Origin of the sequence: Streptomyces sp. NPDC007875 (genome assembly GCF_042868035.1) — a bacterium.
Lineage (GTDB): Bacteria > Actinomycetota > Actinomycetes > Streptomycetales > Streptomycetaceae > Streptomyces > Streptomyces antimycoticus.
In genome coordinates this window covers 73,008-89,790 of the sequence record NZ_JBIADZ010000034.1, presented here as the reverse complement: position 1 = coordinate 89,790, position 16,783 = coordinate 73,008, and the positions used below count along the sequence as shown (strand labels likewise).

Annotated in this window: 14 protein-coding genes; all 14 read right to left on the bottom strand. The window is 69.2% G+C overall.

The annotated features are described in order from the left end of the window. Positions 1–160: 160 nt before the first annotated feature. Positions 161–1,813 carry an NADH-quinone oxidoreductase subunit NuoN gene (gene nuoN / locus ACFYOY_RS42325; RefSeq protein ID WP_211124273.1) on the bottom strand — a complete coding sequence of 551 codons (1,653 nt, stop codon included), beginning with the start codon at positions 1,811–1,813 and terminating at the stop codon, positions 161–163. Then, complete coding sequence (locus tag ACFYOY_RS42320; RefSeq protein WP_351900851.1) at positions 1,810–3,474, bottom strand: NADH-quinone oxidoreductase subunit M; 1,665 nt, start codon at positions 3,472–3,474, stop codon at positions 1,810–1,812. Before ACFYOY_RS42320 ends, nuoN begins: the two co-directional genes overlap by 4 nt. 3 nt (positions 3,475–3,477) lie before the next feature. Beyond that, positions 3,478–5,373 (bottom strand): NADH-quinone oxidoreductase subunit L, encoded by a 1,896-nt coding sequence (nuoL, locus tag ACFYOY_RS42315; RefSeq protein ID WP_351900853.1) that lies wholly within the window; start codon positions 5,371–5,373, stop codon positions 3,478–3,480. A gap of 16 nt (positions 5,374–5,389) precedes the next feature. Further along, the gene (gene nuoK, locus ACFYOY_RS42310) at positions 5,390–5,689 is read right to left on the bottom strand and encodes an NADH-quinone oxidoreductase subunit NuoK (protein WP_014054072.1); all 300 of its coding nucleotides are present in this window, start codon (positions 5,687–5,689) and stop codon (positions 5,390–5,392) included. Then, positions 5,686–6,588, bottom strand: coding sequence for an NADH-quinone oxidoreductase subunit J (locus ACFYOY_RS42305; protein WP_351900856.1), 903 nt, complete (start codon positions 6,586–6,588; stop codon positions 5,686–5,688). Before ACFYOY_RS42305 ends, nuoK begins: the two co-directional genes overlap by 4 nt. After that, positions 6,585–7,199 carry an NADH-quinone oxidoreductase subunit NuoI gene (gene nuoI, locus ACFYOY_RS42300; RefSeq protein WP_351900858.1) on the bottom strand — a complete coding sequence of 205 codons (615 nt, stop codon included), beginning with the start codon at positions 7,197–7,199 and terminating at the stop codon, positions 6,585–6,587. Before nuoI ends, ACFYOY_RS42305 begins: the two co-directional genes overlap by 4 nt. Continuing rightward, complete coding sequence (gene nuoH / locus ACFYOY_RS42295; protein WP_351900981.1) at positions 7,192–8,520, bottom strand: NADH-quinone oxidoreductase subunit NuoH; 1,329 nt, start codon at positions 8,518–8,520, stop codon at positions 7,192–7,194. Before nuoH ends, nuoI begins: the two co-directional genes overlap by 8 nt. 26 nt (positions 8,521–8,546) lie before the next feature. After that, the gene (locus ACFYOY_RS42290) at positions 8,547–11,036 is read right to left on the bottom strand and encodes an NADH-quinone oxidoreductase subunit G (RefSeq protein ID WP_388593103.1); all 2,490 of its coding nucleotides are present in this window, start codon (positions 11,034–11,036) and stop codon (positions 8,547–8,549) included. After that, positions 11,033–12,415, bottom strand: coding sequence for an NADH-quinone oxidoreductase subunit NuoF (gene nuoF, locus ACFYOY_RS42285; protein WP_059145045.1), 1,383 nt, complete (start codon positions 12,413–12,415; stop codon positions 11,033–11,035). The genes ACFYOY_RS42290 and nuoF overlap by 4 nt, the downstream gene beginning before the upstream one ends. After that, positions 12,415–13,224, bottom strand: a complete 810-nt coding sequence (gene nuoE / locus ACFYOY_RS42280; protein ID WP_351900983.1) for an NADH-quinone oxidoreductase subunit NuoE — start codon at positions 13,222–13,224, stop codon at positions 12,415–12,417. The genes nuoF and nuoE overlap by 1 nt, the downstream gene beginning before the upstream one ends. A 163-nt stretch (positions 13,225–13,387) precedes the next feature. Next, positions 13,388–14,728 carry an NADH-quinone oxidoreductase subunit D gene (locus ACFYOY_RS42275; RefSeq protein WP_351900862.1) on the bottom strand — a complete coding sequence of 447 codons (1,341 nt, stop codon included), beginning with the start codon at positions 14,726–14,728 and terminating at the stop codon, positions 13,388–13,390. Then, positions 14,728–15,483 (bottom strand): NADH-quinone oxidoreductase subunit C, encoded by a 756-nt coding sequence (locus ACFYOY_RS42270; RefSeq protein WP_351900864.1) that lies wholly within the window; start codon positions 15,481–15,483, stop codon positions 14,728–14,730. The genes ACFYOY_RS42275 and ACFYOY_RS42270 overlap by 1 nt, the downstream gene beginning before the upstream one ends. Beyond that, complete coding sequence (locus ACFYOY_RS42265; RefSeq protein WP_059145049.1) at positions 15,480–16,034, bottom strand: NADH-quinone oxidoreductase subunit B family protein; 555 nt, start codon at positions 16,032–16,034, stop codon at positions 15,480–15,482. Before ACFYOY_RS42265 ends, ACFYOY_RS42270 begins: the two co-directional genes overlap by 4 nt. Positions 16,035–16,066: 32 nt before the next feature. Next, entirely contained in the window at positions 16,067–16,426 is a 360-nt protein-coding gene (locus ACFYOY_RS42260) for an NADH-quinone oxidoreductase subunit A (protein WP_014054062.1), read from the bottom strand. Between the last annotated feature and the right edge of the window lie 357 nt (positions 16,427–16,783).

The following is a 16,783-nucleotide window of genomic DNA, read 5'->3' as shown; positions in this document are numbered from 1 at the left end:
ACCACCACCGCTAGGCGCGGCCCCGGTTCGCCGTCCCGACGGCCCGAGGGGAGCCGTGGGGGCGGCGTGGGGGGGGGGGGGGGGGGGGCGCCCCCCCCCCCCCCCCCCCCCCCCCCCCCCCCCCCCCCCCCCCCCGGCCGGGGTTCGGGATGGGGGTGGGCTACCGGACGAAGACCCCCGCCTGGCTCGCCAGGTCCAGGAAGTACTGCGGGGCGACGCCCAGGACCAGCGTGACCGCTACGCCGATCGCGATGGCCGACGAGGTCAGCGGGCTGGGCACGGCCACGGACGGGCCGTCCGTGCGCGGCTCGCTGAAGAACATCAGCACGATCACCCGGATGTAGAAGAACGCGGCGATCGCCGAGGAGATCACACCGATCACGACCAGCGCGCCTGCCCCGCCGTCGGCCGCCGCCTTGAAGACCGCGAACTTCCCGGCGAAGCCGCTGGTCAGCGGGATACCGGCGAAGGCCAGCAGGAAGACCGCGAAGACGGCGGCCACCAGGGGCGAACGGCGGCCGAGCCCGGCCCACTTGGACAGGTGGGTGGCCTCGCCGCCCGCGTCCCGCACCAGGGTGACCACCGCGAAGGCGCCGAGGGTCACGAAGGAGTACGCGGCGAGGTAGAAGAGGACGGAGGAGACGCCGTCGGGCGTGGTGGCGATGACACCGGCCAGGATGAACCCGGCGTGGGCGATCGACGAGTACGCCAGCAGCCGCTTCACATCGGTCTGGGTGACGGCCACGATCGCACCGCCCAGCATGGTGACGATGGCGACGCCCCACATCACCGGCCGCCAGTCCCAGCGCAGCCCCGGCAGCACGACATACAGCAGCCGCAGCAGCGCGCCGAAGGCCGCGACCTTGGTGGCCGCCGCCATGAAGCCGGTCACGGGAGTGGGGGCGCCCTGGTACACATCCGGGGTCCACATGTGGAACGGCACGGCGCCGATCTTGAACAGCAGCCCCATCAGCACCATCGCCCCGCCGATCAGCAGCAGCGCGTCATTTCCCATGGTTCCGGCGAGCGCCGGGGTGACGTTCCTGACCTGGCCGTCGACGACGTCCGCGATCCCGGAGTAGGTGACCGTGCCCGCGTAGCCGTACAGCAGGGCGATGCCGAAGAGCAGGAACGCCGAGGAGAACGCGCCCAGCAGGAAGTACTTGACGGCGGCCTCCTGCGACAGCGCGCGATGGCGCCGGGCGAGCGCGCACAGCACGTACAGCGGCAGGGAGAAGACCTCCAGCGCCACGAAGAGCGTCAGCAGATCGTTGGCGGACGGGAAGACCAGCATGCCGCCGACCGCGAAGAGGACCAGCGGAAAGACCTCGGTGGTGGTGAAGCCCGCCTTGACGGCGGCCTTTTCCGCGTCGCCGCCGGGCACGGCGGCGGCCTGCGCCGCGAAGGAGTCGACGCGGTTGCCGTGCACCAGCGGATCCAGCCGCCGCTCGGCGAAGGTGAACACCGCCACCAGGGCCACCAGGAGAATGGTCCCCTGCAGGAAGAGCGCCGGTCCGTCGACCGCGATCGCGCCCATGGCCGCGACGTGGGCCTTGCTGGTGCCGTAGTCCCCGGCGGCGAGGCCGATGACGGCGGCGAAGGCCGCGGCCAGGGCGACCACGGAGACGAACACCTGCGCGACGTACCGCTGGCGGCGCGGCAGGAGCGCCTCGATCAGGACGCCGACGATCGCGGCGCCGAGCACGATCAGCGTGGGCGACAGCTGGCCGTACTCGATATCGGGCGACGGGATCTTGTCGGGCGCCGCCGCCGCTGTTGTCCACAGGCTGTGGACAGTGGCCGCGTGGGTCACTTGGCACCTCCGGAAGCACCGTCGTGGGAAGCACCGTCGGACTTCGGGCTGTAGTTGAACCAGCCCGCGTCGGTGACGGGGTGATCGGGCCTGGGATCCTTCTTGTCCACCACGGACATCGTGTGGTCGACCGCCGGGTTGACGATGTCGGCCAGCGGCTTCGGGTAGACGCCGAGGAAGATCAGCAGGGCGATGAGCGGGGCCACGACGACCAGCTCACGCACCCGCAGATCGGGCATGGAGCGCACCTCGGCCTTCACCGGACCGGTCATGGTGCGTTGGTAGAGGATCAGGACGTACAGCGCCGCCAGCACTATTCCGACGGTCGCGATCACGCCGAACACCGGGTAGCGGCTGAACGTGCCGACCAGGACCAGGAATTCGCTGATGAACGGCGCGAGTCCGGGCAGCGAGAGAGTGGCGAGCCCGCCGATCAGGAAGGTGCCGGCGAGCACCGGGGCGACCTTCTGCACACCGCCGTAGTCCTCGATGAGCCGCGAACCGCGCCGGGTGATCAGGAACCCGGCCACCAGCATCAGCGCGGCCGTGGAGACGCCGTGGTTGACCATGTAGAGCGTGGCGCCGCCCTGGCCCTGGGTGGTCATCGCGAAGATGCCCAGGATGATGAAGCCGAAGTGGGAGATCGAGGCGTAGGCGATCAGCCGCTTGATGTCCCGCTGGCCGATCGCCAGCAGCGCCCCGTAGATGATGCTGATGAGCGCCAGGATCATGATCGCCGGGGTGGCCCACTTGCTGGCCTCCGGGAAGAGCTGGAGGCAGAAGCGGAGCATCGCGAAGGTGCCGACCTTGTCGACGACCGCGGTGATCAGCACGGCGACCGGGGCGGTGGACTCCCCCATCGCGTTGGGCAGCCAGGTGTGCAGCGGCCACAGCGGCGCCTTCACCGCGAAGGCGAAGAAGAAGCCGAGGAACAGCAGCCGCTCGGTGCTGGACGCCATGTCCAGCCGGCCGCCCGCCCGCGCCTGGACGATCTCCTGCAGCGAGAAGGTGCCGGTGCCGAGCTGATCGGCGGTGACCGCGTACAGACCGACCACCGCGGCCAGCATGATCAGCCCGCCCGCCAGGTTGTAGAGCAGGAACTTCACCGCGGCGTAGGAGCGCTGAGTGGCCGTCTCCTCCTCGGAGCGGCCCCCGGCCCGGTCCCCGAAGCCCCCGATGAGGAAGTACATCGGGATCAGCATGGCCTCGAAGAAGATGTAGAAGAGGAAGACGTCGGTGGCCTCGAAGGAGATCACCACCATCGCCTCGACCATCAGGATCAGCGCGAAGAAGCCCTGGGTCGGCCGCCAGCGGCTGTTGGGCCGGGCGCCTTCCAGCGGATCGGCGTCATGCCAGCCCGCCAGGATGATGAAGGGGATGAGCACCGCGGTGAGCGCGATCAGCGCGACCGCGATCCCGTCCACACCCAGTTCGTAGCGGACGCCGAAGTCCTTGATCCAGGCATGGGATTCGGTGAGCTGGAAGCGGGCGCCGCCGGGATCGAAGCGGACCAGCACGACCGCGGCGAGGGCGAGCGTGAGCAGGGAGAAGCCCAGCGCCACCCACTTGGCGGCGGCGCGCTGGGCGGCGGGCACGGCGGCGGTGACGACCGCGCCGAGCGCGGGCACCACGGCCGTGGCCGTCAGCAGGGGAAATGACATGACTCAGACCGCCCTCATCAGCAGGGTCGCGGCGATGAGCACCGCCGTACCGCCGAACATCGAGACCGCGTACGTACGGGCGTAGCCGTTCTGCAGCTTCCGCAGCCGGCCGGAGAGTCCACCGACCCCGGCCGCGGTGCCGTTGACCACCCCGTCGACCAGCTTGTGGTCGACATACACCAGACCGCGGGTCAGGTACTGGCCGGGTTTGACGAGCGCGACATGGTTGAAGTCGTCCTGCAGCAGATCGCGCCGGGCGGCCCGGGTGAGCAGGGAGCCGCGGGGGGCGGTGCGCGGCACCGACCGGCGTCCGTACTGCGCCCAGGCGAGCGCGACACCGATCACCAGCACCACCATCGTCCCGCCGGTGACCGCCGCGGCGCTGAGCGGGGAGTCGCCGTGGCTGTGGCCGGTGACCGGCTCCAGCCACTTCAGGAACGAGTCGTTGAGGCTGAACAGCCCACCCGCGAAGACCGATCCCACGGCCAGGACCATCATGGGGATGGTCATGGACGAGGGCGACTCGTGCGGATGCGGCTCATGGCCGGCCTCATCGGGCACCCAGCGCTTCTCGCCGAAGAAGGTCAGCAGCATCACCCGCGTCATGTAGTACGCGGTGATGGCCGCGCCCAGCAGGGCCGCGCCGCCGAGGATCCAGCCCTCGGTGCCGCCCTTGGCGAAGGCCGCCTCGATGATCTTGTCCTTGGACCAGAAGCCGGAGAGCCCCGGGAAGCCGATGATCGCGAGATAGCCGAGCCCGAAGGTGACGAAGGTGATCGGCATGTACTTGCGCAGGCCGCCGTACTTGCGCATGTCGACCTCGTCGTTCATCGCGTGCATGACCGATCCGGCCCCGAGGAAGAGCCCCGCCTTGAAGAAGCCGTGGGTCACCAGGTGCATGATCGCGAAGACATAGCCGATCGGGCCGAGCCCGGCGGCCAGGATCATGTAGCCGATCTGCGACATAGTGGACCCGGCCAGGGCCTTCTTGATGTCGTCCTTGGCGCAACCGACGATCGCACCGAAGAGGAGCGTGACCGCGCCGACGGTGACCACCGCGGTCTGGGCGTCCGGGGCGTTGTCGAAGATCGCGCCGGAGCGGGTGATCAGATACACGCCCGCGGTCACCATGGTCGCCGCGTGGATGAGGGCCGAGACCGGGGTCGGGCCCTCCATCGCGTCCCCGAGCCAGGACTGCAGGGGCACCTGGGCCGACTTACCGCAGGCGGCGAGCAGCAGCATCAGCCCGATCGCGGTGAGCTTGCCCTCGCTCGCGTGGTCCGCGTTCGTCAGCACCGGGGCGAAGGTGAAGGTCCCGAAGGTCGTGAACATCAGCATGATCGCGATCGACAGGCCCACATCGCCGACGCGGTTGACGATGAACGCCTTCTTCGCCGCCGTCGCCGCGCTGGGCTTGTGCTGCCAGAAGCCGATCAGCAGGTACGAGGCGAGGCCGACACCCTCCCAGCCGACGTACAGCAGCAGGTAGTTGTCGGCGAGGACGAGCAACAGCATGGCCGCGAGGAAGAGGTTGAGATAGCCGAAGAAGCGGCGGCGGCGCTCGTCGTGCTCCATATAGCCGATCGAATAGATGTGGATCAGCGTGCCCACACCGGTGATCAGCAGGACGAAGGTCATGGACAGCTGGTCGAGCTGGAAGGCGACGTCCGCCCGGAAGCCGCCCACCGGGATCCAGCTGAAGACCTTGCTGTGCAGGGCCCGGTCGTGCTCGCCGCGGCCGAGCATCTCGGCGAAGAGCACGGCGCCGATCACGAAGGAGGCGGCGGCGAGCACCGTGCCGATGTAGTGGCCCTTGCCGTCCAGCCGCCGCCCCCCGCACAGCAGCAGGGCAGCGCCGAGGAGCGGCGCCGCGACAAGCAATCCGATGAGGTTCTCCACTTGAACGCGACCCCTTCTAGAGCTTCATCAGGCTGGCGTCGTCGACCGAGGCCGAGTGGCGGGAGCGGAAGACGGACACGATGATCGCGAGACCGACCACGACTTCCGCCGCGGCCACGACCATCGTGAAGAAGGCGATGATCTGGCCGTCGAGATTGCCGTGCAGCCGGGAGAAGGTGACGAACGCCAGGTTGCACGCGTTCAGCATCAGCTCGACGCACATGAAGAGGACGATCGCGTTCCGCCTGATCACGACGCCGGCCGCACCAATGGTGAACAACAGGGCGGCCAGGTAGAGGTAGTTGACCGGATTCACTTGGCGACTCCCCTCGAGTTCGCGCCGGCCGCGTTCTCACCGTTCTCGCCGTGCTCCGGCTCGGCGGCGTCCTCGGCCTTCTTGCCGGTGTCCTTGGCCTTACGGCCCAGCCAGCGCTGCGAGCGCTGCTCCAGCGCCGCCAGCTCGGCCAGCGCCTCGCTGGAGACGTCCCGGATCTGACCGCGGCCGCGCAGCGTCGCGTTGACCGTGAGCTCGGACGGGGTGCCGTCGGGCAGCAGACCCGGGATGTCCACCGCGTTGTGCCGCGCGTACACGCCGGGGGCGGGCAGCGGCGGCACGTTCCGCCCGGTGCGCACCCGCGCCTCGGCCTGCTCGCGCTGGGTGCGGGCCCGCTCGGTGCGCTCGCGGTGGGTCAGCACCATCGCGCCGACCGCCGCGGTGATCAGCAGCGCGCCGGTGATCTCGAAGGCGAAGACGTACTTGGTGAAGATCAGTGCCGCCAGGCCCTCCACATTGCCACCGGAGTTGGCCTGACCCAGGCCGTTCCACGTCTTCAGCGAGGCATTGCCGATCCCGGCGCACAGCAGGATGCCGAAGCCGAGCCCGCACAGGGCGGCGAGCCAGCGCTGCCCCTTCAGGGTCTCCTTGAGGGAGTCGGCCGCGGTGACACCGACCAGCATCACCACGAAGAGGAAGAGCATCATGATCGCGCCGGTGTAGACGACGATCTGGACGACGCCCAGGAAGTACGCGCCGTTGGCGAGGTAGAAGACCGCCAGGACGATCATGGTGCCCGCCAGGCACAGGGCGCTGTGCACGGCCTTGCGCATCAGGATCGTGCACAGCGCGCCGATCACGGCGACGGTGCCGAGCACCCAGAACTGGAGGGCCTCACCCGTGGAGGTGGTGGAGGCCGCAGCGGCCAGAGTGCCGCTCATGCCTGCACCCCCTGCTGCCGCTCCTGCGACTCCTCGTTCCCCGCGGCCTGGTCGGACGGGGTCTCGCCCTTGCTGACCGCGACCTGCCGGGAGGTGCCGGGCGCGGCCTCGGTCACCAGGCCCCGGTAGTAGTCCTGCTCGTCGGTGCCGGGGTAGATGGCGTGCGGGGAGTCGACCATCCCGTCCTCGAGGCCCGCGAGCAGCTCTTCCTTGGTGTAGATGAGCGAGGTGCGGCTGCGGTCGGCGAGCTCGTACTCATTGGTCATGGTCAGCGCCCGGGTGGGGCACGCCTCGACGCACAGGCCGCACAAGATGCAGCGCAGATAGTTGATCTGGTAGACGCGGCCGTAGCGCTCACCCGGGGAGTAGCGCTCCTCGTCGGTGTTGTCCGCGCCCTCCACATAGATCGCGTCGGCGGGGCAGGCCCAGGCGCACAGCTCGCAGCCGATGCACTTCTCCAGCCCGTCCGGATGCCGGTTGAGCTGGTGGCGTCCGTGGAAGCGGGGCGCGGTGGGCTTCTTCTCCTCTGGGTACTGCTCGGTGAGCCGCTTCTTGAACATGGCCTTGAAGGTCACGCCGAAGCCGGCCACCGGATTCTGGAAGTCAGACACCGTCGGCCTCCTTTCCGTCACTGGCAGTGTCGGGGCCACCACTGACAATCAACTCGCGCTCGGTGCGCGGACGTCGGCGGGGGACGGGCGGCAAGGTCTGGCCGGGCAGCGGCGGCACCGGGAAACCTCCCGCCATCGGATCGAAGGCGGGCTCCGGTCCCTGTTCCGCTCCGGCCTCGGCCTGGGTGGCCGAACGGTCGCGGAAGAAGTCGACCACGAAGGACAGCAGCAGCAGCGCGATCACCGCACTGCCCACGTACAGCACGATGTCCTGGTAGTCGTAGTTCTCGTTGCGCAGCGCCCGGACGGTGGCGACCAGCATCAGCCAGACCATCGAGATCGGGATGAGCACCTTCCAGCCCAGCTTCATGAACTGGTCGTAGCGCACGCGCGGGAGCGTGCCGCGCACCCAGATGAAGACGAACAGCGAGGTGACGACCTTGCCGACGAACCACAGCATCGGCCACCAGCCGTGGTTGGCGCCTTCCCAGAAGGTGCTGATCGGCCAGGGCGCCCGCCAGCCGCCGAGGAAGAGGGTGACGGCGACCATCGAGACGGTGACCATGTTGATGTACTCGGCGAGCATGAACATCGCGAACTTGATCGACGAGTACTCGGTGTTGAAGCCGCCGACCAGGTCGCCCTCGGACTCCGGCATGTCGAACGGCGCCCGGTTGGTCTCACCGATCATCGAGACGATGTAGATGAGGAACGAGACCGGCAGCAGCACCGCGTACCAGCGGTCGTGCTGCCCTTCGACGATCTGCGACGTCGACATCGACCCGGAGTAGAGGAAGACCGCCGCGAAGGAGAGCCCCATCGCGATCTCGTAGCTGATCATCTGGGCGCAGGAGCGCAGGCCGCCCAGGAGCGGGTACGTCGATCCGGAGGACCAGCCCGCGAGCACGATGCCGTAGATGCCGACCGAGGCGGTGGCGAGGATGTAGAGGACGGCGATCGGCAGATCGGTCAGCTGCATCGTGGTGCGATGGCCGAAGATCGAGACCTCGCCGCCCGAAGGGCCGAACGGCATCACCGCGACCGCCATGAAAGCGGGGATGGCCGCGACGACCGGCGCCAGGACGTAGACCACCTTGTCCGCGCCCTTGACGACCACGTCCTCCTTGAGCATCAGCTTCACGCCGTCCGCGAGGGACTGCAGCATGCCCCAGGGGCCGTGCCGGTTGGGCCCGATGCGCAGCTGCATCCAGCCGACCACCTTGCGCTCCATGACGATGGAGATCAGCACCGTCACCATCAGGAACGCGAAGCAGAAGACGGCCTTGATCAGGACCAGCCACCACGGGTCGGTGCCGAACATCGACAGGTCCTCTGCGGCGAGATACCTCACTGGGTCACCTCCGTCGCGGGGGCAGTGATCGTGACGACATCACCGGGACGGGCTCCTAGATCGCGGTGGACACCGCCGCCGACGGAGGCCAGCGGCAGCCAGACCACCCGGTCGGGCATCGGGGTGATGCTCAGCGGCAGTTGGACCGAGCCGGCCGGGCCGCTGACGCGCAGGATCTGACCGTCCTCGACGCCCACCTCGCCCGCCGTGGCGGCCGACAGCCGGGCCACGGCCGCGTGGCGGGTCCCGGCCAGCGCCGGATCGCCCTCCTGCAGCCGGCCCTGGTCGAGCAGCAGCCGATGGCCGGCGAGCACCGCCTCGCCCTCGGCCGGCCGGGGCAGCGGACCGCCCGTCTCCAGCGAGGCGGTGGCGCGCGGGCCCTGCCAGGTGCCGAGCCGGGTCATCTCGGCGCGTACGGCCTCGACGTCCGGCAGGTCCAGGGGCGCGTCCAGGGCGTCCGCCAGCATGTGCAGCACCCGGGCGTCCGACAGCGTATGACGGCGGGTCATCTGATCGGGTTTGAGCGCCGCCTCGAACGGCCGGGCCCGCCCCTCCCAGTTGAGGAAGGTGCCGGACTTCTCGACGACCGCCGCGACCGGCAGCACCACATCGGCCAGCTCGGTGACCTCCGAGGGCCGCTGCTCCAGGCTGACCACGAAGTCCACCGCGTCCAGGGCCTCCAGCGCCCGCGCCGGATCGGGCAGATCGGCGACCTCGACGCCCGCGATGAGCAGCGCGCCGAGCCCGCCGACCGCCGCGGCCTCGATGATCTGGCCGGTGTCCCGGCCCACCTGGTGCGGAAGGTCGGTGGTGCCCCAGACGGAGGAGACCTCCTCACGGGCCCGCGGGTCATGGGCCGGGCGGCCGCCGGGCAGCAGCCCGGGAAGGGCGCCCGCCTCGATCGCGCCCCGCTCCCCCGCCCGCCGCGGGATCCAGGCGAGCGTGGCCCCGGTGGCGGCGGCGGCGCGTACGGCGGCGGTCAGCCCGCCGGCCACGGATGCCAGCCGCTCGCCCACGATGATCACCGCGCCCTCTTCGCGCAGCGCCTCGGCGGCCCGCTCCCCGCTCTCGTCCAGACCGGTGCGGCCCGCGATGGCGTCCAGCCACTCCGGCTCGGTGCCGGGGGCGGCCGGCAGCAGGAGGCCGCCCGCCTTCTGCAGGCCCCGGGTGGCGTGGGTGGCCAGCGAGAAGGTGCGCTGTCCGTGCTTGCGGTGCGCCTTGCGCAGCCGCAGGAAGACGCCGGGCGACTCCTCCTCGGACTCGAAACCGACCAGCAGGACGGCCGGGGCCTTCTCCAGCGTGGCGTAGGTGAGCCCGCCGCCGTCCAGGTCACGGCCCCGGCCCGCGATATGGGTGGCCAGGAAGTCGGCCTCCTCATCGCTGTGCGTACGGGCCCGGAAGTCGATGTCGTTGGTGTCCAGGGCGAGCCGCGCGAACTTCGCGTAGGCGTACGCGTCCTCGACGGTCAGCCGGCCGCCGGTGAGCACGCCGGTGCGGCCGCGCGCCATCCCGAGCCCCTCGGCCGCCGCGTCCAGCGCCTCGGGCCAGCTCGCCGGCTCCAGCTTCCCCGTCTCGCGGTCGCGCACCAGCGGGGTGGTGAGCCGCTCGGGCAACTGCGCATAGCGGAAGCCGAAGCGGCCCTTGTCGCAGATCCACTCCTCGTTGACCTCGGGGTCGTCCGCCGCCAGCCGCCGCATGACCTTGCCGCGCCGGTGGTCGGTGCGGGTCGCACAGCCGCCCGCGCAGTGCTCGCACACGCTGGGCGAGGAGACCAGGTCGAAGGGGCGGGAGCGGAAGCGGTACGCCGCCGAGGTCAGGGCGCCCACCGGGCAGATCTGGATGGTGTTGCCGGAGAAGTACGACTCGAACGGGTCGCCCTCGCCGGTGCCCACCTGCTGCAGCGCGCCCCGCTCCAGCAGCTCGATCATCGGGTCGCCGGCGACCTGGTTGGAGAAGCGGGTGCAGCGCGCGCACAGCACGCAGCGCTCGCGGTCCAGCAGCACCTGGGCCGAGATCGGCACCGGCTTGGCGAAGGTGCGCTTCCGGCCCTCGAAGCGGCTGTCGGCCTGTCCGGCGCTCATCGCCTGGTTCTGCAACGGGCATTCACCGCCCTTGTCGCAGACCGGGCAGTCCAGCGGGTGGTTGATCAGCAGCAGCTCCATGACCCCGCGCTGTGCCTTCTCGGCCACCGGCGAGGTGAGCTGTGTCTTGACGACCATCCCGTCGGTGCAGGTGATGGTGCAGGAGGCCATCGGCTTGCGCTGGCCCTCCACCTCGACGATGCACTGGCGGCAGGCGCCGGCCGGGTCGAGGAGCGGATGGTCGCAGAACCGCGGGATCTCGATGCCGAGCAGTTCGGCGGCACGGATGACCAGCGTCCCCTTGGGGACGGAGATCTCGATCCCGTCGATGGTGACGGAGACCAGATCCTCTCGCGGCACCGCCGCCTCCCCGCCCGACGAGGGTGCGTTGGTGGTCACGGTCATGCGTTCACCCCCAGGTGAGTGGAGCGCGGCTCGTCGGCCCAGACGGTCGACTTGGCCGGGTCGAACGGGCAGCCTCCGCCGGTGATGTGCTGCTCGTACTCCTCGCGGAAGTACTTCAGCGAGGAGAAGATGGGGCTGGCCGCGCCGTCGCCGAGGGCGCAGAAGGACTTGCCGTTGATGTTGTCGGCGATGTCGGCCAGCTTGTCGAGGTCGTCCATGCGCCCCTTGCCGGCCTCCAGGTCGCGCAACAGCTGCACCAGCCAGTACGTGCCCTCGCGGCAGGGTGTGCACTTGCCGCAGGACTCATGCGCGTAGAACTCGGTCCAGCGGGTCACGGCCCGCACCACGCAGGTGGTCTCGTCGAAGCACTGGAGCGCCTTGGTGCCCAGCATCGACCCGGCCGCGCCCACGCCCTCGTAGTCCAGCGGGACGTCCAGGTGCTCCTCGGTGAGCAGCGGGGTGGACGAGCCGCCCGGGGTCCAGAACTTCAGCCGGTGGCCGGGGCGCATCCCGCCGCTCATGTCGAGCAGCTGGCGCAGGGTGATTCCGAGCGGGCCCTCGAACTGTCCGGGGTTGGCCACATGGCCGGACAGCGAGTAGAGCGTGAAGCCCGGGGACTTCTCGCTGCCCATGGAACGGAACCATTCCTTGCCCTTGTTGAGGATCGCGGGAACAGAGGCGATGGATTCGACGTTGTTCACCACAGTGGGGCACGCGTACAGACCGGCGACCGCGGGGAAGGGGGGCCGCAGCCGGGGCTGACCGCGGCGTCCCTCCAACGAGTCCAGTAGCGCGGTCTCCTCACCACAGATGTACGCGCCGGCGCCCGCGTGCACGGTGATGTCGAGGCCGGGAAGTCCGTCCACCCCGAGCTTGTCCCGCCGTCGTTCCGCCGTGCCGAGGTAGCCCGCCTCGTACGCCTCGCGGACGGCCTCGTGCAGCCGCCGCAGCACGGGGACGGTCTCGCCGCGCAGATAGATGAAGGCGTGCTCGGAGCGGATGGCATGACAGGCGATGACCATGCCCTCGATGAGCGAGTGCGGATTGGCGTAGAGAAGGGGGATGTCCTTGCAGGTGCCCGGTTCCGACTCATCGGCGTTGACGACGAGATAGTGCGGCTTGCCGTCGCCCTGCGGAATGAACTGCCACTTCATTCCGGTGGGGAAACCGGCGCCGCCGCGTCCGCGCAGACCCGCGTCCTTCACCAGCGCGATCACCGCGTCGGGGTCCATGGCGAGGGCCTTGCGCATGCCCTCGTAGCCCTCGTGCCGCAGATAGGTGCGCAGGGCCCAGGAGTTCGGCTGGTCCCAGAAGGCGGAGAGCACGGGTGCCAGCAGCTTCTCGGGGCTGTGCCCATTGATCTCGGTTGTCACGGTCATCACTCCCCCTCCTCGGCGACCGGACCTGCGGGGTGGTGCGGATCGGAGGCGGAGGTCCGCTGCGGCGCGTCATGCGAGCTGGGATGCGTCGGCGGCGCCTCGTCCTGCGGGGCGTCCGCGGACCTCGGCGCGACGACCCGGCCGGGCGCGGCCTCCCCCTTGGCCAGCCGCAGCCCCACCAGCGAGGCGGGCCCCGCGGAGCCGCCTGCCTCGACGGCGCCCGGACGGGCGTCGGGGAAGCCGGCCAGGATCCGGGCGGTCTCCTTGTACGTGCACAGCGGCGCACCCCGGGTCGGCTCGACGGTCCGGCCCGCCCGCAGATCGTCGACCAGCCCCTTGGCGGACTCGACGGTCTGGTTGTCGAAGAACTCCCAGTTGACCATCACCACGGGGGCGTAGTCGCAGGCCGCGTTGCACTCGATGTGCTCCAGGGTGACCTTGCCGTCCTCGGTGGTCTCCCCGTTGCCCACGCCGAGGTGGCTCTGCAGCTCCTCGAAGATCGCGTCGCCGCCCATCACCGCGCACAGGGTGTTGGTGCACACCCCCACCTGGTAGTCGCCGGAGGGCTTGCGCCGGTACATCGTGTAGAAGGTGGCGACGGCGGTGACCTCGGCGGTGGTCAGCCCCAGCATCTCGGCACAGAACCGCATGCCGGTGCGGGTGACATGGCCCTCCTCGGACTGCACCAGATGCAGCAGCGGCAGCAGCGCGCTGCGGCTGTCCGGGTAGCGGGCGATCACCTCCCGGGCGTCCGCCTCGAGCCGGGCACGTACCTCGGCGGGGTAGTCGGGGGCCGGCAGCTCCGGCATCCCCAGCTGAACATCACTCACTGTGCCTCATCGTTCCCTTCTCCGCCCGCGCGGCGCAGAGGTGCGGCCATCGTCGTCAGCTGCGGCCCGGCGTCCCGCCCGTCCCCCGCCACCGCCCTCAAGCGGCTGCGCTGCGCGCAGGCACCAGTCACGCGTGCGTCGGTCACCGGTCCACCCCTCCCATCACAGGGTCGATGGACGCGACAGCGACGATCACATCGGCGACCTGGCCGCCTTCGCACATCGCCGCCACGGCCTGCAGATTGGTGAAGGACGGGTCGCGGAAGTGGACGCGGAACGGGCGGGTGCCGCCGTCGCTGACCATGTGGGCGCCCAGTTCCCCCTTGGGCGACTCGATCGCCGCGTACGTCTGTCCGGGCGGCACCCGGAATCCCTCGGTCACCAGCTTGAAGTGGTGGATCAGGGCTTCCATGGAGGTGCCCATGATGTTCTTGATGTGGTCCAGGGAGTTACCGAGGCCGTCCGGGCCGAGCGCGAGCTGCGCGGGCCAGGCGATCTTCTTGTCCTCGACCATCACCGGACCCGGCTCCAGCCGCTCCAGGCACTGCTCGACGATCCGCAGCGACTGGCGCATCTCCTCCAGCCGGATCAGGAAGCGGCCGTAGGCATCGCAGGTGTCGGCGGTCGGCACCTCGAAGTCGTAGGTCTCGTAGCCGCAGTACGGATCGGACTTGCGCAGATCGTGCGGCAGCCCGGTGGCACGCAGTATCGGGCCGGTCACGCCGAGCGCCATGCACCCGGCGAGGTCGAGATAGCCCACGTCCTGCAGCCGGGCCTTGAAGATCGGGTTCCCGGTGGCAAGCTTGTCGTACTCGGGCAGGTTCTTGCGCATCGTCTTCAGCAGGGCCCGGATCTGATCGACCGCCCCCGGCGGCAGGTCCTGGGCGAGCCCGCCCGGCCGGATGTACGCGTGGTTCATCCGCAGGCCGGTGACCAGCTCGAAGATGTCCAGGATCAGCTCGCGGTCGCGGAAGCCGTAGATCATGATGGTGGTCGCGCCGAGCTCCATACCGCCGGTGGCGATGGCCACCAGATGCGAGGAGAGCCGGTTGAGCTCCATCAGCAGCACCCGGATCACCGAGGCCCGGTCCGGGATCTGGTCCTCGATGCCGAGCAGCTTCTCGACGCCCAGGCAGTACGCCGCCTCGTTGTAGAAGGGCGTCAGATAGTCCATGCGCGTCACGAAGGTGGTGCCCTGCGTCCAGTTCCGGAATTCGAGGTTCTTCTCGATTCCGGTGTGCAGATAACCGATTCCGCATCGGGCCTCGGTGACCGTCTCGCCGTCGATCTCCAGGATCAGCCGGAGCACCCCATGGGTGGAGGGGTGCTGGGGACCCATGTTGACGATGATCCGCTCGTCGTCGGCCTTCGCCGCGGCGGCCACGACCTCGTCCCAGTCGCCGCCGGTGACGGTGTAGACGGTGCCTTCGGTGGTCTCGCGCGCGGAGGCGGAAGGCGTTGGCGTTGCGTGGGGGGCAGTCATCAGCTGTACGACCTCCGCTGGTCCGGAGCAGGGATCTGGGCGCCCTTGTACTCGACGGGGATGCCGCCGAGCGGGTAGTCCTTGCGTTGCGGGAAGCCCTGCCAGTCGTCGGGCATCATGATCCGCGTCAGCGCGGGATGCCCGTCGAAGATCAGGCCGAAGAAGTCGTAGGTCTCGCGCTCATGCCAGTCGTTGGTCGGATAGACATCGACGATCGACGGGATGTGCGGATCGCTGTCGGGGGCGCTCACCTCCAGCCGGACCACCCGGCCATGGGTGAGCGACCGCAGGTGGTAGACGGCGTGCAGCTCACGGCCCTTGTCGCCGGGGAAGTGCACCCCGCTGACGCCCGTGCACAGCTCGAAGCGGAGCGCCGGGTCGTCGCGCAGGGTCCGGGCGACCCGCGGGAGGTGCTCGCGGGCGATGTGGAAGGTCAGCTCACCGCGGTCCACGACGGTCTTCTCGATCGCGTTCTCCGGGAGCAGCGACTGCTCCTCGAGAGCGCCTTCGAGTTCGTCGGCGACCTCGTCGAACCAGCCCCCGTACGGCCGGGTGGCCTGGCCGGGCAGCCGTACGGGGCGCACCAGCCCGCCATAGCCGGTGGTGTCGCCGCCGTTGTTGGCGCCGAACATCCCGCGCTGGACGCGGATGGGCTCGCCCTGGTCGCCACGGCGGCCGGGGAGGTTCTCAGCGTTGAGGTCCTTGTCCGGGTTGACCCCGTTGCCCCCGGGATTGACCCCATTAGCCTCAGTCAACGCAGAAGCCCCTTCATCTCGATCAACGGCAACGCCTTGAGCGCCGCCTCCTCCGCCTCACGGGCCGCACGCTCGCGATTGACGCCGAGCTTCTCCTCGCGGATCTTCTGGTGCAGCTTGAGGATCGAGTCCATGAGCATCTCGGGGCGCGGCGGACAGCCGGGCAGATAGATGTCGACCGGGACGATGTGATCGACGCCCTGCACGATCGCGTAGTTGTTGAACATCCCTCCGGAGGAGGCGCAGACGCCCATGGAGATGACCCACTTCGGGTTCGGCATCTGGTCGTAGACCTGCCGCAGCACCGGGGCCATCTTCTGGCTGACACGCCCGGCGACGATCATCAGATCGGCCTGGCGGGGCGAGCCGCGGAAGACCTCCATGCCGAAGCGCGCGAGGTCGTAGCGCCCGGCACCCGTGGTCATCATTTCGATGGCGCAGCAGGCCAGCCCGAAGGTGGCCGGGAAGACGGAGGACTTACGGGCCAGCCCGGCGGCCTGTTCCACGGTGGTGAGCAGGAACCCACTCGGGAGCTTCTCTTCGATACCCATGCGATGTTTCCCCTATCTCCTCTTGAGCCCCTTTAGTCCCACTCCAGGCCGCCGCGCCGCCATACGTAGGCGTAGGCCACGAAGACGGTGAGCACGAAGAGGAGCATCTCCACGAGCCCGAACAGGCCGAGGGCGTCGAAGGTGACGGCCCAGGGGTAGAGGAAGACGATCTCGATGTCGAAGACGATGAAGAGCATCGCCGTCAGGTAGTACTTGATGGGGAAGCGCCCACCGCCGGACGGATGCGGAGTCGGCTCGATGCCGCACTCATAGGCCTCGAGCTTGGCCCGGTTGTAGCGCTTGGGGCCGATGATCGCGGCCATGAGCACCGAGAAGATCGCAAAACCTGCCCCGAGGGCTCCCAGTACGAGGATGGGCGCGTATGCGTTCACCGTCCTCGCTCCCTTCAGTCGACGATGACTGCTTGGCGGACCGCACGGACATGCCGGTCACCCCACGAAGATCGCGCACATGTGAGGCAGTTCACAAGCCCGTTTCGCCTGCATCCTATGCCCGTCGGTCTGTGATCTGCGACACGGGGTACGACAACGTCTTTGTGATCTCCACCACCTGACGAAGGATCATGAAGTCGGATGAGCGGTGATCTTGTACGTGAAGCATCCGAACGACCACGAGAAGTGACATTCGGAGACGTCATCACAGGTGAGCGCGTTGCGCTCCTACCAAGACATGGTACATACATGCAAATTTGCAGTGGCCTTCGTCACCTGATAAGCGTCCGCCATCAC